This window comes from Thermanaerothrix sp., assembly GCF_056331585.1.
On sequence record NZ_JBWGPQ010000002.1, the window covers coordinates 134,906 to 149,534 of the forward strand.

12 protein-coding genes are annotated in these 14,629 nt (G+C 52.8%); 9 read left to right on the top strand and 3 right to left on the bottom strand.

Translation table 11 applies throughout. The features are described from left to right. The first annotated feature begins 24 nt into the window (after positions 1 to 24). Positions 25 to 1,071 (top strand): hydrogenase expression/formation protein HypE, encoded by a 1,047-nt coding sequence (gene hypE, locus AC01YT_RS01565; protein ID WP_476672505.1) that lies wholly within the window; start codon positions 25 to 27, stop codon positions 1,069 to 1,071. Positions 1,072 to 1,175: 104 nt separating this feature from the next. Here the strand turns inward: hypE and AC01YT_RS01570 are convergent, their stop codons facing one another. Genes AC01YT_RS01570 through AC01YT_RS01580 form a run of 3 tightly spaced genes read right to left on the bottom strand, consistent with a single transcriptional unit; the run spans position 1,176 to position 5,120 of the window. After that, positions 1,176 to 3,731 (bottom strand): ABC transporter permease, encoded by a 2,556-nt coding sequence (locus tag AC01YT_RS01570; RefSeq protein WP_476672411.1) that lies wholly within the window; start codon positions 3,729 to 3,731, stop codon positions 1,176 to 1,178. A gap of 24 nt (positions 3,732 to 3,755) precedes the next feature. Beyond that, complete coding sequence (locus AC01YT_RS01575) at positions 3,756 to 4,502, bottom strand: ABC transporter ATP-binding protein (RefSeq protein WP_424911960.1); 747 nt, start codon at positions 4,500 to 4,502, stop codon at positions 3,756 to 3,758. A gap of 30 nt (positions 4,503 to 4,532) precedes the next feature. Then, positions 4,533 to 5,120 carry a helix-turn-helix transcriptional regulator gene (locus tag AC01YT_RS01580; RefSeq protein ID WP_424911959.1) on the bottom strand — a complete coding sequence of 196 codons (588 nt, stop codon included), beginning with the start codon at positions 5,118 to 5,120 and terminating at the stop codon, positions 4,533 to 4,535. Positions 5,121 to 5,348: 228 nt separating this feature from the next. On the opposite strand from AC01YT_RS01580, the gene AC01YT_RS01585 reads away from it, so the two are divergent. The 8 genes from AC01YT_RS01585 (at position 5,349) to AC01YT_RS01620 (ending at position 14,617) form a co-directional block, all read left to right on the top strand. Then, positions 5,349 to 6,437 (top strand): LacI family DNA-binding transcriptional regulator, encoded by a 1,089-nt coding sequence (locus AC01YT_RS01585; RefSeq protein ID WP_424911958.1) that lies wholly within the window; start codon positions 5,349 to 5,351, stop codon positions 6,435 to 6,437. A gap of 177 nt (positions 6,438 to 6,614) precedes the next feature. Continuing rightward, positions 6,615 to 7,937: an ABC transporter substrate-binding protein gene (locus AC01YT_RS01590; RefSeq protein ID WP_424911957.1), complete on the top strand. Its 1,323-nt coding sequence runs from the start codon at positions 6,615 to 6,617 to the stop codon at positions 7,935 to 7,937. A 66-nt stretch (positions 7,938 to 8,003) separates the two neighbouring features. After that, entirely contained in the window at positions 8,004 to 8,969 is a 966-nt protein-coding gene (locus AC01YT_RS01595; RefSeq protein WP_424911956.1) for a carbohydrate ABC transporter permease, read from the top strand. Positions 8,970 to 8,981: 12 nt separating this feature from the next. Continuing rightward, positions 8,982 to 9,917, top strand: coding sequence for a carbohydrate ABC transporter permease (locus AC01YT_RS01600; RefSeq protein WP_424911955.1), 936 nt, complete (start codon positions 8,982 to 8,984; stop codon positions 9,915 to 9,917). 6 nt (positions 9,918 to 9,923) lie between these two features. Then, on the top strand, positions 9,924 to 12,137 hold the full coding sequence (locus tag AC01YT_RS01605) for a glycoside hydrolase family 65 protein (protein ID WP_476672416.1): 2,214 nt from the start codon (positions 9,924 to 9,926) through the stop codon (positions 12,135 to 12,137). Next, positions 12,134 to 12,787: a beta-phosphoglucomutase gene (gene pgmB / locus AC01YT_RS01610; RefSeq protein WP_476672418.1), complete on the top strand. Its 654-nt coding sequence runs from the start codon at positions 12,134 to 12,136 to the stop codon at positions 12,785 to 12,787. The genes AC01YT_RS01605 and pgmB overlap by 4 nt, the downstream gene beginning before the upstream one ends. 104 nt (positions 12,788 to 12,891) lie before the next feature. After that, positions 12,892 to 14,004 carry a hypothetical protein gene (locus tag AC01YT_RS01615; protein WP_476672420.1) on the top strand — a complete coding sequence of 371 codons (1,113 nt, stop codon included), beginning with the start codon at positions 12,892 to 12,894 and terminating at the stop codon, positions 14,002 to 14,004. Then, complete coding sequence (locus AC01YT_RS01620; RefSeq protein ID WP_476672422.1) at positions 13,988 to 14,617, top strand: IMPACT family protein; 630 nt, start codon at positions 13,988 to 13,990, stop codon at positions 14,615 to 14,617. The genes AC01YT_RS01615 and AC01YT_RS01620 overlap by 17 nt, the downstream gene beginning before the upstream one ends. Positions 14,618 to 14,629 lie beyond the last annotated feature (12 nt).

Here is a 14,629-nt window from a genome sequence, read left to right on the forward strand (position 1 = left end):
GGTTTGCCTGCATTTGAAGGTCCCATGTGCCCGTTACCACTGTCTCATACCGAACGCATTGTCCTCGGTCACGGCAGTGGCGGACGAATGACTCGTGATCTGATCCGCACCCTTTTTCAGGCTCACTTGGGAAACCCCTATCTGGAGGCTGGTAATGATTTTGCTCGCTTGCCTCTCGGGATAGAACCCCACCTGGAAGGGCATCTGATCCTCTCAACCGATTCTCACGTTATTTCCCCTCTCTTCTTCCCCGGAGGTGATATTGGACGGCTGGCTATTTGTGGCACCGTCAATGATGTTAGCATGAGCGGTGCTATCCCTCTCTATCTCACCGCCGCATTCATTCTTGAAGAAGGGCTAAGCATTGAAACTCTTGAACGGGTTGTCCAATCTATGCGACAAGCGGCGGACGAGGCGGGGGTGATCGTCGTGGCCGGCGATACCAAAGTCGTGGAGAAAGGCAAAGGCGATAGTTTGTTTATCATCACCACCGGAGTAGGTTGGCTGCCTTCCCATGACCATCTTCGAGGTGGGGAACAGGCACGCCCAGGCGATGTTGTTTTGCTCTCGGGGCCGATTGGAGATCATGGCATTGCCGTACTCAGTGCACGTGGTGAACTGGGCTTTGAAGCCGAGGTAAAATCCGATGTAGCCCCTTTGAACCACCTCATCCAGGCCGTGCTCAAAGCCGCCCCTCACACCCATGTCTTACGCGATCCCACCCGCGGCGGACTGGCAACCACTCTTAACGAAATTGCCCAGCAAAGCCAGGTAGGTATCCGTATTGAGGAAGCCGCCATACCGGTGCGCCCAGCCGTGCGTGCCGCCTGCGAAATGCTGGGTTTGGATCCACTTTATATTGCTAACGAAGGCAAGGTCATCGTCATTGTTCCTCCTGAGGAAGCCGAAACCGCCCTGGCCGTCATGCGTCAGCACCCTTATGGTGCCGAGGCCGCTCGCATTGGCATTGTAGAAGCCCAGCCCACCAGTCGCGTCATTTTGCGCACAACGCTCGGCACGCACCGCGTTGTTGAAACATTAAGTGGCGAACTGCTCCCACGTATCTGCTAGACTGCCCCGTTGGACAGGGTTTATCTTGCTTAAGATTTTGGGGCTGGTTCATTTTCAACCAGCCCCAAAACGTCAATGCATCATGCGCACGTCCTCTTTTTAGTTTACTCGTAGCGTAAGGCTTCCACCACGTTCAACTGTGCCGCCTGGCGCGCTGGGACCGTTGCGGCCAAAGCGCCGAACAGGATCCCAATCGCTACCGCTGCCAGAATCCCCGAACCGGGAAAGAGGTACTCCATCGGGAAGCCAAAGCCCTCAAAAGCGCGCACCGCCATATAACCCATGTACAACCCGGCCAAGATGCCAAAAGCCGTGCCAATGGCCGAAAGGATTAGCGCCTCCGAGAGAATCATTGTGCGCACTTGGCGACGGGTGGCCCCAACCGCGCGGAGCATGCCGATCTCGCGCGTCCGCTCGATGACCCCAATAGCCAGGGTGTTGACCATGGCAATCAAAGAGGGGATCGCCAGGAACGCAGCAACCGCATACATGCTGAGAAGCACCACATCGAACAAGCGCCGATTTTCCTCTACATAACGCTTGCCGCTAAACAATTTGAACTGGGGATAGGATTTGAGCAGTTGGGTGATCGCCGTCTCAACGGCTGCGCGATCGGCGCCTGGCTTCAAATTAACCTGATAGAAGACATCTTCAGTACGGCCAAAATCGGTTGCCATATTCGCTTGGGAAATATAGCCGGTGGTAGTTTTGGCATTAAGGTAATCAATGCCAATCGCCACGACACGATATGTCTTTTCGCCGCTAGGCGTAAGCAGGTTAATCTCATCATCCACACGGATCCCTGCCGTGGCCGCTAACACACCGTTGATAATAATAGCGCGTTCATTTTCTAACGCACGCAAGGCTATTTCAGGATCTCCTTCCGTGATCGTTAACGCATCCAGTTGGCGATAAGCCTGTGGGTCTATCCCCAATAGGCCAACGGCAACATCCTTGACCTGACTGCCAGCAAACCGTAAGGTGCTGACCAGAGCAACCCCAGGGATTTCACGCAATTTCTGAGCCAATTCAGGTGCAGCCCCGGTGTTCGAACCCCATACGGCTACGGTGGGAGGCATAATAAGAAAATCACTGCCGAGGCTCTTTTCTAGCACCTTAGTAAACGTTAGGGTCACCGAAGAAAGTACACTGGCCACCATGATAACCACCGCCATGGCGATCATGGTGGTCGAAGCCGTCACTGTTGCCCGCCCTGGTTGACGGCTGAGGTTGCCTTCAGCTAGTTGGGCTGTGCCGTTGCGCGCAAAGAGCAATGCCAGTAAATTACCGAAGAGAACCGCAATCGGGTTGATCAGAGTCGGCGCCATCAGAATGAGGGCACCAACAAATAGAATCGCCCCTATCCCGAGCAAGGCGGCTTGTCCGCTGATCAAGATTGCTACACCCAATATCATGAGCACCACGCCTGTCCAGAATGAAAGACCGGCTAGACGGTGAAAACTCACTTGTCCGACGGAGGGGCGCAGAGCTTCTAGGGGCGTAACCCGTGTTGCTGATTGCGCCGGTAATAATCCCGCTAACACGGTGATCCCAATTCCCAATAATGAAGACGTGATCACCAATGAAGGAGAAACCGCCGGTAACCCCACTTTGATGTTCAAAAATTGTTTCCCTACAGGAACAATTAACTGCAAAATGAACCAACCAAAAAGATAACCTAAGATCAACCCTGCCACCGTCCCCACAATACCCTGGATCAGCCCCTCCGCAAGGATCAGGTTACGAATGGTGGCCCGGCTGGCTCCTAACGCGCGCAACATGCCGATATCGCGGCGTCGTTCTGCCACCACGGTGCGGAAAGTGTTGAAAATAATGAAACCACCCATTAACAGTGCCAGGAAGCCCATTAGATTGAAGATGAGTTGGGCATTGCGAATATTGGTCAAAATCTCAGATCCACTTTCCAACGCGCCAATTTTGTAGTGATCGCCTACTACAGTCATCAACCGTTGCCGAATCTCTGCCCGCTGGGCTTCGTCTAAGGTGGTCAAATTGACATCAATGACATTGATTTTACCCGGCAAGTTGAGCAGATATTGGGCTTCACCAAGGGTCACCAACACCTCTTCATTCCCAGGCAACGCACGCTCTGGCAATAAGCCAACAACCTCAAGATCCGTAACACCAATGGCAGTGGGTAGAGCCAGTTTATCTCCTACGCCAACCCCTAACTCGCGCGCTAGAGAGCGGGTAATTACCGCTGCATGGGTATCCTGAGGATCAAGGAAACGACCTTCAACCACGTTGTAAGCGATCATCTGCCGTGCCATCTCAGGATCAATCCCCTTAAGCACCAGCGTGGAAACTCGATCGGGGGTTTGAGGATCGCGGTCAAAATAATCCGCCGGAAGGTTGATCAAGCGCTCCAATGATCCCATTGCCACCTTGACTCCCTCAATACCACGTACCTTCTCTAAAAGCGAGGGGTCAAAGGCTTCTCCCGTTTTATGAGTAATGGTCACATCAATCTGCCCGGCTACTGCCATCATTTGGGATTGAAACGCCTGAACAAAGGTGGGCATGAAGGTGTTCATCCCAAAGATGACCAACACACCGAACATGACAGCCAGGGTGGTCAAAGCGGTGCGTAATTTTCGTCCCTTTAAGTAGCGCAGGGCTAATTTAATTGGCAGGTTCATGTTGCACTCCTTTTTGCCACCGAATTAATCACCGATTTCTTTCATCTTGCCGACAACCAAATCCACCTGCTCGCCATTACGGCGTTCCATCACCGTTTCGTCCACAATCTGACCATCTTTGAGGAATACAATTCGGTCCGCATACGCGGCGATGCGGGGATCGTGAGTGACCAACAAGATCGTGCGCCCCCATTCCGAGGAAATCTGCCGCAGCAACATAGCGATCTCTTCGGAAGCCCGCGAATCGAGGTTACCGGTGGGTTCATCGGCCAAGATGATTGCCGGATCACTGGCTAACGCACGCGCTATAGCAACCCGCTGTTGTTCACCTCCGGAGAGCTCAGAGGGTTTGTGATTGAGGCGTTGCCCTAATCCCACCCGTTCCAGCCACTCTCGAGCGCGCTTGAGAGCTTCATCACTCCGCGTCCCATCCAGGATCATCGGTAAAGCAGCATTTTCCAGCGCATTGAGCACCGGGATAAGGTTGAAAAACTGAAAGATAAAGCCCATCTTACGCCGCCGTAAGGCAGTGACCTGGTCATCGCTTAACTGGGTCAAATTTTCGCCGTCCACAATCACCGTGCCTGAGGTAGGACGATCTAGACCACCAATTAGGTGAAGCAGAGTGGATTTTCCACAGCCGCTTGGGCCCATCACTGCAACAAATTCCCCCGGCTGAATGGTGAGGTTAATCCCCTTCAGCGCATGGACCGCCGTTAGGCCTTGGCCGTAAATCTTGACCAGATTTTGAGTCAACACAATGGGTTCCATAATATAATAAATTCCTCCTTACTTATTTTTTTATTTCTCGCCCTTGGTGGGTCGGCCGCGTGGCCGGAGTTCTGGCTCTGGGATGGGTTGTTTGCGTACCTCATCCAGCCTGGCTTCTATCATTTCTAACCAACGCAAATCGGCTTCCAGATGCATAACCGCCTGATCTAGCAAAAGAATATGAGCGAGTGAGGTGGAAGGATCCAGCGTCATTCGCAAGGCAGTCAAACGGTGCAATTCCTGAAAGAGACTAGCGCGCTGGGTGTAGATCAGACGGCGCGGATCTGCCTGGTCGGTAGCTAAGGCAAGCATTAATTTGAGGAAAAACTCATCCCGTTGAGGTTCTGTTCGAACTGGTGATTCAAACCAACGTTGCAATTCTTCTTGACCGGCCGGCGTAATCGCATAACGGCGCTTTTCTGGAGTCTCGCCCGCAGCGCTTTCATCTTCGGTAATCAAACCGCTTTCCTTAAGCCGTAGCAAGGTGGTATATACCTGCGCAGGTTTCAGACTCCAGGTTTCACGCCCACCGGCCAAGGCCTGAAATGCCTGCAGCAGTTCATAACCATAACGACTGCGCTGGCTGAGCAATCCCAAAATAGCATTGCGTACCGACATATAAAATACTCACCCGTTATCTAAAAAACTTGGCAAAAATATATAACAGATTACTATTTATGTCAATGGATTTGATTTACTTAAATTAGGGTAGGTATTTGAACCCAATCGTCATCAATTCACCCCGGTAATTTCTTTTCAACTGCTTGACTTTGTTGCCTGAACCTGTTACAATAAATGCGAACGTTCGCGCGAACGTTCGCATTAAAACCCCAGAGAATTCCTCCCATGGCCAAGAATCGGGTTACACTCAAAGATGTTGCCCAGCGCGCCGGGGTCTCGTATCAGACCGTATCCAAATTGATCAACCGGCAGATCCGCCTTGCCGAAGAGACCGAGCAGCGCATTTGGCAAGCCATTCGGGACCTTGGCTATACACCACACTACAATGCCCGCAGCCTGCGTGCCCAACGCAGTTTCACCATTGGGTACTCTTGGCCTCCTTCCCCACCGGATGAAACCAACCCTATCCTCGATCAATTCCTCCAGAGCATGTTCGTTGCCGCTGAGGCGCGTGGATATTATCTCTTGATGTTTCCCTATCATTATGAAGTCGAGAAACAAATTGCCGCCTACGCCGACTTGATTGACGCCGGACGCGTGGATGGTTTTATCCTCTCTAGTGTTGAATACGACGATCCGCGCATTCGATATCTACAAGAACGCAATTTTCCCTTTGTAGCCTTCGGAAGGTCCAATCCCGAGTGGGCCTTTCCGTGTATTGATGTGGATGGTGGACAAGGGTTGTATGAGGTCACTAAGCATCTCATCGCCTTGGGACATCACCGTATTGCCGTCCTGGCCTGGCCGCGCGAATCACGGGTCGGAAATAACCGCCTTGAGGGCTATTTCAAAGCAATGGCAGAAGCTGCTATTCCGATAGATGAAAACCTGATCCTACGGGGTGAGGGAAAATTGGATTTTGGTTATCGTGCCACCCAGTGGTTACTCAGCCTTTCCCTCACCCAACGTCCGACGGCCATTGTAGCGCTTAATGACTATATGGCTATCGGCGCCATGCAAGCCGCACAAGAACAGGGAATGCGGATCGGCGAAGATCTCGCCATTTCGGGTTTTGACGACATTCCTCTTGCGCGCTATCTCACACCCCCTTTGACCTCAATTCGCCAGCCGATTTGGGAAATTGGCCAACATGTGATTCAACGCCTAATAGACATTATTGAAAACGGACAAACCCCTGAACCCCAATGTCTGCTTGTTCCCCCCACTTTAATTGTGCGTGCTTCAACCGATCCAAAGGTTAAAGCCAGTCCCTTCTCCAGAACTGCAACTCAAAAGGAGGTGATCAGCCGCTAGACAAACTCATTTTGCCCGCGTTTCTCAATTTATAGAACTGGAGCCACCCTTCTCCCTGCCAGGGCTCGTCAGGGTGGCCCCCGCAAGCACGGCATAGGCCGGCTTGTGGGTTTGAGTATAACACAACCATGCCCTCAAATAAACTACCAGGTCGCAAAATTTTTGAGGAGGAGAACCATGAAAGGCTTTCGTTTGACCCTGTTTATAACGGCGCTAGTAGCCCTGTTATTAGCCGCCTGTGCGCCGGCCACCCCCCAGGTGATAGAAAAGACAGTCGAGGTTGAGAAACAGGTTGTGGTGACCCAAGAAGTGGTCAAGGAAGTACCCGCAGAACGGGCCGTCGTTCGCCTCTCCGGTTGGGCTGCCAGCCCCGAGGAGACAGCCCTACTTCAATCCTTGCTCTTGGACTTCACCGCCGAGAATCCTGACATTGTGGTCAAGTATGAGCCCATCACGGGAGATTTTTGGGCTACGCTGAAGACCTCGATTGCCGCCGGGACCGAACCGGATATTTACTACATGGATATCTTCCAATTTCCGGCTTTCGTCCAGGATGATGTCATGCTGCCGTTGGATGATTTCATGGCCAAGACTGGTACCAAGAAAGAGGATTTTATCCCCTCGCTCATTGATGCCTTCTCGGCGAACGGCAAAGTGTATGGCATTCCCAAGGACTTCAATACCCTGGGATTGTTTTACAATAAAGATCTCTTTGCCAAAGCCGGTCTGGCCGAACCCACCGATGATTGGACCTGGGATGACCTGAAAGCCGCTGCTCAAAAACTCTCTGATCCGGCCAACAACGTGTATGGCTTGGGCGTACCGGCGGATGCTGGACGCTTCCCCATCTTTGTCTTCCAAAACGGCGGTTCCATCATGACCCCCGATTTTCAGGACACCCGGTTAGACGCACCTGAGGCCATCGAAGCCGGCAAATTCTACACCTCATTCCGTGCTGAAAAGATCGGCGCCATCCCCGCCGATGTCGGGGAAGGATGGCAGGGGACTGTTTTCGGCAAAGGGCAGTTCGCTATGGTCTACGAAGGGGGGTGGCTCATCCCCTATCTGAAGCAACAGTTCCCCAACATCAATTACGGCGTGGTCACACCTCCGGCCGGTCCTAAAGGCGAGGGCAATTTGATCTTCACCGTGGCTTACGTCATTTCCAAGAACAGTAAGAACCCCGAGGCTGCCTGGCGTGTGATCAACTACCTAACCAGTGAAGCCGCTCAGAAGAAAGTCATGGAAAGCGGTTTTGCCCTGCCCACCCGTCTCTCACTCCAGAAAAGCGACTACCTTAAAACCAATCCAGCTTCAGCCGCGATCTTCCGCGGCGCCTTACAGGGTGCCCGCCCCTTCATGTGGGGGCTGGCCGGCTCGGATGTGAACGATCAAATGACCAAAGCCCTGGAGCGCGTCTATCTTGAAAACATGTCGGTTGAAGAGTCCTTCAAACAAGCCGCCGAAGCCATCCGTCAGAAACTGGCCGAATTGAAATAGTGATGGTATGGGGAGGGGATCGTCATTCCTATCCCCTCCCCCCTAATATCCAGGAGGGATTCCGGGATGACCACGCCCTCAACCACCTCGGTGATATTAACCGCACGTCAAAAAGCACGGCGGCGCCGCGAAGCCTTAACGGCTTATACCTTTCTTTTGCCGTATCTTTTCATCTTTCTGATTTTCACCGTTTTCTCTATCGGGTATGCCTTTTATCTCTCATTCACCCGCTATAACCTTCTCAGCCCACCCCAATGGTGGGGATTGGAGGGTTATCGCCGCGTCCTGTGCGTTGAATCCTGGTTTCCACGCCCTGAAAATGCTCCCAAGCCAGTCTGCGATGATCTCTTCATCCGCAAGGCACTGCCAAACACCTTCAAGTACACCGCTATCGTCGTACCAACACAGACTCTGATCAGCCTGGTCCTGGCTTTCGCCATGGATCAGAAGATCCGCTTTCGCCGCCTCTTTCGCACTATCTTCTATCTGCCCTCGGTCACGTCGTCGGTGGTTATCTCACTCATCTTTGTTTGGTTATTCAGCCCGCTGGGGGTGATCAATCAAATCTTTCATCTGAAGATCAACTGGCTCAACGATCCCCGCTACGCCTTTTACACCATTATGATGGTGAACATCTTTACTACCAGCGGTACGTTAATGCTCATCTTTCTAGCCGGTTTACAGGACATTCCCATCACCCTTTATGAGGCCGCTGCCATCGATGGAGCCAATAAGTTCCAGGTCTTCCGCTATATCACCATTCCCATGTTGCGCCCGGTGATTTTCTTCGTTGTCACCGTAGGCATCATTGGCTGTTTTCAGGTCTTTGATCAAATTTATGTGATGACCGCCGGTGGGCCGCTCGACTCCACCACCACGATCGCTTATCTTATTTATAAATGGGCATTCCGGGATACCACGGTTAAAATGGGCCAGGCCTCAGCGCTGGCATTCATTCTTGCCCTTATTATTTTCGTTGTGACCATGCTCCAGCGTCGCGTCATCGAAGGAAGCGGCAGTGTTAACCAGTAAAGGGAATGAGCCATGGCAACGATAAGTCACGCCCAACCTCATATGCTCTCGTGGAGCGACCGCTTGATTTTGTGGTACGATCGCCTTAAGACGCCTCTTTTCTACCTGATCTTAATCCTGTGGGCGATTATTTGTATCGCACCACTTTACTTCACGCTGGTCTTCAGCCTAAAGCCTGTGGCAAATGCCTATGATCCGCCACTCTTCTGGCCGATTCCCTTTACCTTGGAAAACTTCCGCGATGTCATCGGTGCGCTTCCACTCTTCCCGCGCTGGTTGCTCAACAGCCTGATCGTATCGCTCGCCGTGACGATCTTGCGCATTTTCTTCTGCGCAATGGGTGGATACGCCTTTGCGCGCATGGAGTTCCCCCTAAAAGGCTTTTTGTTCAATGCCATGCTGGTCTCAATGATGATCCCGGGACAGGTAACGCTGATCCCTGCCTTCCTGGTGGTCGGCCCGGGCATCATCCGTGGCGGATTGAAACTAGGTGATATCACCCTCCCCACCGGCTTTGGATTAATAGATAACCTAGGTGGGGTCATCCTGCCTGGTATTGTCACCGCCTTTGGGGTATTTATGATGACCCAGTTCTATAAAAGCCTGCCTCGTGAACTAGAAGAAGCGGCAATGATGGATGGGCTGGGACGCTGGGGCATTTTCTTCCGCATTGTCCTCCCCCTAAGCCAGACCCAACTCTTGACCCTGGCGCTCTTAACGTTCCAAGGCGAGTGGAATGCCTTTATGTGGCCCTTGATCATCCTGCGCACTCCTGAAAACTTCACACTTCCATTAGGATTAAACTGGTTCCGCGGTGAGTACTATACCTTGATCTCCAAGGTACTAGCTGGGTCGCTGTTCAATACTCTTCCTATCCTCGTTTTGTTCTTTATTTTCCAACGTTATTTTGTCCAAAGCATTGCCGGTAGTGGCTTAAAAGAGGGATAAGCAAGCATGCAAACATCCACATTTCACCCCCTTTGGTGCATCGAACAATCCCATTTTGACCCTCAGACCCAACGTCATTGGGAAACCGTTTTCACCACTGGCAACGGGCTTTTCTGCACCCGTGGCGTGTTTGAAGAAGGCTACCGCGGGGAGGAACGCGCCGCCTTCATGCACGGAATTTTCGATGACGTCCCCGTGCACTTTACCGAGTTGGTCAACCTTCCCGATGCGTTAGAATTGGAGATTTTTCTAGATGGCGAACGATTCTCGTTGGAACAAGGTGAAATATTGACGTTTCATCGTTGGTTGGATATGCGCACCGGACTGTTGGAACGCGAAGTTCACTGGCGTAGTCCCCGGGGGCGCACCACCCGGCTTTACTTCGCCCGCTTTATCAGCCTTGCCGATCCTCACCTAATGATTATTCGCTTTTCCATTCACCCATTGGATTATCAAGGTGAGATTGAAGTTCGAGCGGGTCTCAACGGCGAGATGGATAACCTTCAGTATAAACATTGGGATTGGCAAGCCCAAGCAACATCTCCGCAACAAGCCTGGCTGGTATGCTCAACCCGCAAAACTAACCTGCCGATTGCTCTGGGAGCCCATCTTCACGTTGAGAGTCACACTGCCGTTGAGCGCGCCGACTGGGATGTGCGCAATCACCCGGTGTTAGTAGCCCGCACGTTGGCCTCACCTGAAAACCTGATCAGCGGCGAAAAAATCGTCTATATCTACAGCGGTCGAGAAGCCCCCAACCCTCAAGACATGGTACAATCCCGTCTGGCTCAATCTCGTGCGCCCTTATGGGAACAGGCGTGGTCAGAACACGCTCGGGCTTGGGAGCGCGAATGGGATGCCTGTGATGTCATCATCGAAGGGGACGAGGAAGCACAGCGTGCGGTTCGCTTTAGCATTTTCCAGTTACTGATTGCCGCACCACGCCAGGACGAGAAAGTCAGCATCGGAGCCAAAACCCTCAGTGGCTACGGTTATCGGGGGCATGTCTTTTGGGATACCGAAATTTTTATGCTCCCCCTCTTCACCTACACCCGCCCTGAAATTGCCCGCAATCTCCTCTCTTATCGCTGGCACACCCTAGAAGGGGCGCGACGCAAGGCTCAACGCAACGGTTATAAAGGCGCCCAGTACCCTTGGGAAAGCGCAGCCACTGGAGACGAGGTCACCCCCACCTGGGTGCCCCATTACGCCGACCCCACCCGGTTGATCCGCATTTGGACCGGGGATATTGAGATACACATTTCAGCCGACATCGCCTATGCCATTTACCAATATTGGCGCACAACTGGCGACGATGCGTTCATGCGCGACCGAGGCGCTGAAATAATTTTAGATACTGCACGCTTCTGGGCCAGCCGTGCGGAGTGGAATCCCGACCTGAACCGCTACGAATATACCGATGTCATTGGTCCTGATGAGTATCATGATCATGTAGATAATAATGCCTATACAAACTACCTGGCACGCTGGCATCTACAAATTGCCCTCAATATTCTAGAATGGCTGAGAGATCACGCCCCCGACCGTCACGCTGACCTGGTTCACCGTTTAGAACTGACCCCTGCCGAACTTACCCACTGGCAGGACGTCATTCACAAGTTGTACTGTCCCTTCGATCCCCAAACCGGTCTGATCGAGCAGTTTGAGGGCTACTTCCAACGTAAAGATGTGCGGCTCGCTGACCTGGAACCGCGGAATGTCTCCATTCAGGTACTCTTTGGAATCGAGGGCGCCAACGAAACCCAAGCGATCAAGCAACCCGATGTGCTCATGCTGCTCTACCTATTGCCCGAACCCTTCAACGCTGAGGTAGTACAAGCCAATTATGAGTACTACACGCCGCGCACCGACCACACGTATGGTTCCTCGCTCGGGCCATCCATCCAGGCCATTATGGCATGCCGTGTCGGCCGCCTTGATGAAGCCTATGAGCATTTCATGCGCGCCGCCCGTGCCGATTTAGACAATGTGCGCGGCAACGCTGAAGATGGAATTCACGGTGCCTCTGCTGGTGGGGTTTGGCAGGCGGTTGTATTTGGTTTCGCCGGATTGCAGGTTTCAGATACCGGATGGAGCCTCAAACCGGCCTTGCCATCCCATTGGAAGCGCGTGGCGTTCAAATTTATGTGGCATGGACAATCCATTTGTATTGAGATAACACCGCACTCTCCACCTTCAATTCACCGGGTGATTTTATGATACGCGCCTTCATTTTCGATTTGGATGGTGTGCTGACCGATACCTCTGAATTTCACTATTTGGCTTGGAAACGCCTAGCGGATGAAGAGGGCATCCCATTTACCCGTGAGGACAACGAAGCCTTGCGCGGGGTGTCGCGGCACGAATCGCTCCGTCTGCTTCTGAAGGGACGGACTCTGCCTCCTGAACAGTTTGAGGAATGGGCCGAACGCAAGAATCGCTACTACCTCGAACTGATCAATCAGATTACCCCGCGCAACCTTTTGCCCGGTGCTGTGGAATTTCTCCAGGCACTCCAAAAAGCCGGGCTGAAGCGAGCCATCGCCTCTTCAAGCAAGAATGCGCGCCTCGTGGTTGAGCGCCTCAATCTGCTCCCCTGGGTAGATGTTCTGGTAGACGGAACTATGGTTGTTCGGAGCAAACCCGCACCAGATCTCTTTCTCAAAGCCGCAGAACTGCTCAGTGAACTGCCCGAAGCCTGTGTGGTAGTGGAAGACGCTGAAGCCGGGATCGAAGCCGCCCGCGCCGCCGGGATGCGCGCTATCGGCATTGGTCCCCACGAGCGGGTGGGCAAAGCCGATCTGGTTATCTCGGGGCTGAATGCTTTGGATCCTAAAGAGATTTTGAGGCGACTGGAGAGAAACGCCTGAATACCGGCTTCTTCCTCCTCATCGCGTTGAAACCCCATCGAACGGGGTTTCAACGCGATATCAGGTAAAATTGAGCCATCACAATCCTAACAGGTGATCACAGAATGGCTTCATTGAGGCTGGCTTATTTTATTTCTTCGCACGGATTCGGTCACGCCGCTCGCGCCGCAGCGGTCATGGAAAGAATAAAAACCATTTGTCCCGAAACTCACTTTGATATCTTCACCCATGTGCCGCAGTGGTTTTTTGCCGACACGTTAGGCAATGGGTTCACCTATCACGCTTACGCTGCAGACATCGGCGTTGTCCAACGGTCACCCTGGGAAGAGGATCTATCGGCAACTCTCACCATGCTCTCACAGCGCCTTCCTTTCCCAATTGACGAGGTCACCCTTCTAAGTGAACAGGTTCGTGATGTGGGGTGTCAAGCCATACTCTGCGATATTGCGCCATTGGGTATTGCAGTGGCCGAGAGAGCAGAATTGCCCTCCTTCCTGATCGAAAACTTCACCTGGGATTGGATTCTAGAGGGTTATTTGGACCAAGAGCCGCGCTTTGCCCCCTTCATTGAGCATTTTCGCACCTGGTTTTCACGCGCCAGTTACCACCTTCAGACCATTCCAGTGTGCGAACTGCGCCCCTGCCACCTACGCACGCCACCGGTCAGCCGCAGCCCTAAACATTCCCGAGCCGAGATACGCGCGCTTTTGAACATCCCGGAGCAAGCCCCTACCGTGTTGATCACAATGGGGGGGATCGAGCATCATTACCATGCTCTTGCAGCGCTCAAGCAATACCCAAAGGTCACGTTTATCATCCCAGGAAGTGCTACTCGCCCAACCCACGAGGATAACCTCATTCTTCTACCCCATCGAAGTGGTTTTTATCACCCTGATTTGCTCTTCGCCAGCGATGTTGTCATCGGTAAGGTGGGATATAGCACCATTGCAGAGACCTATCACGCCGGCATTCCATTTGGTTACGCCATCCGCGAGCATTTTCGTGAATCCGCGCCCCTGGCTGAATTCATTCGCCAGAACATGCCCTCCCTTCCCATCCCCACCTCCGAGTTTTTAGACGGTACTTGGGTCAAACATCTACCAGAGTTACTGGCGTTACCCCGCCGCGATCCGCCCTCCATTTCTCCCAACGGTGCCATGCAGATTGTCTCTTTCATCCTCAAACAATTAGGGGTGAGCCATGCGGGTACCGCTTGAGCCGGCTCGCGCCCATTTGGTGATTTCGAAATCCCGCTTCATCGCTTCGCTCTACCCCGTCCACTCTGAAAGTGAGGTGCGCACAGTCTTGGCCAAGATACGCACCGAACTCCCAGGGGCTTCCCACCATCCTTACGCGTATGTTTTGGGCGGCGCTATCCACCAGGAACATTCCTCGGATGATGGGGAGCCCGGAGGCACCGCCGGTCGCCCGATCTTACAGGCATTGAAATCCCGCGAGGTGGAAGACGCGGTTTTGATCGTGACCCGTTACTTTGGTGGTATTAAACTGGGCACCGCCGGATTGGCGCGCGCCTATCGCGAGGCCGCCTTTCAGGTTTTGGAGATTGCATCCTTGGGGCAGAAAATACGCGCTACCATCCTAAGCATGGATATTCCCTACTCCTGGTATGATCACGTTGAGAAGCAACTGCCCCACTTCAACGCTCATCTCTTAACCAGAGAATTCACGACTAAAGTACACCTCACCTTAGCTATTCCCCACGATGGCATCACCTCCTTTCTGAGGTTTATCGAAACCAGCACGCGTGGTCAAGCCCAGGCGACGGTTTTGGAAGAGGATGTAGAGCGTATTGTTCCGGTACAAGAATAAAAAGGACGAGGC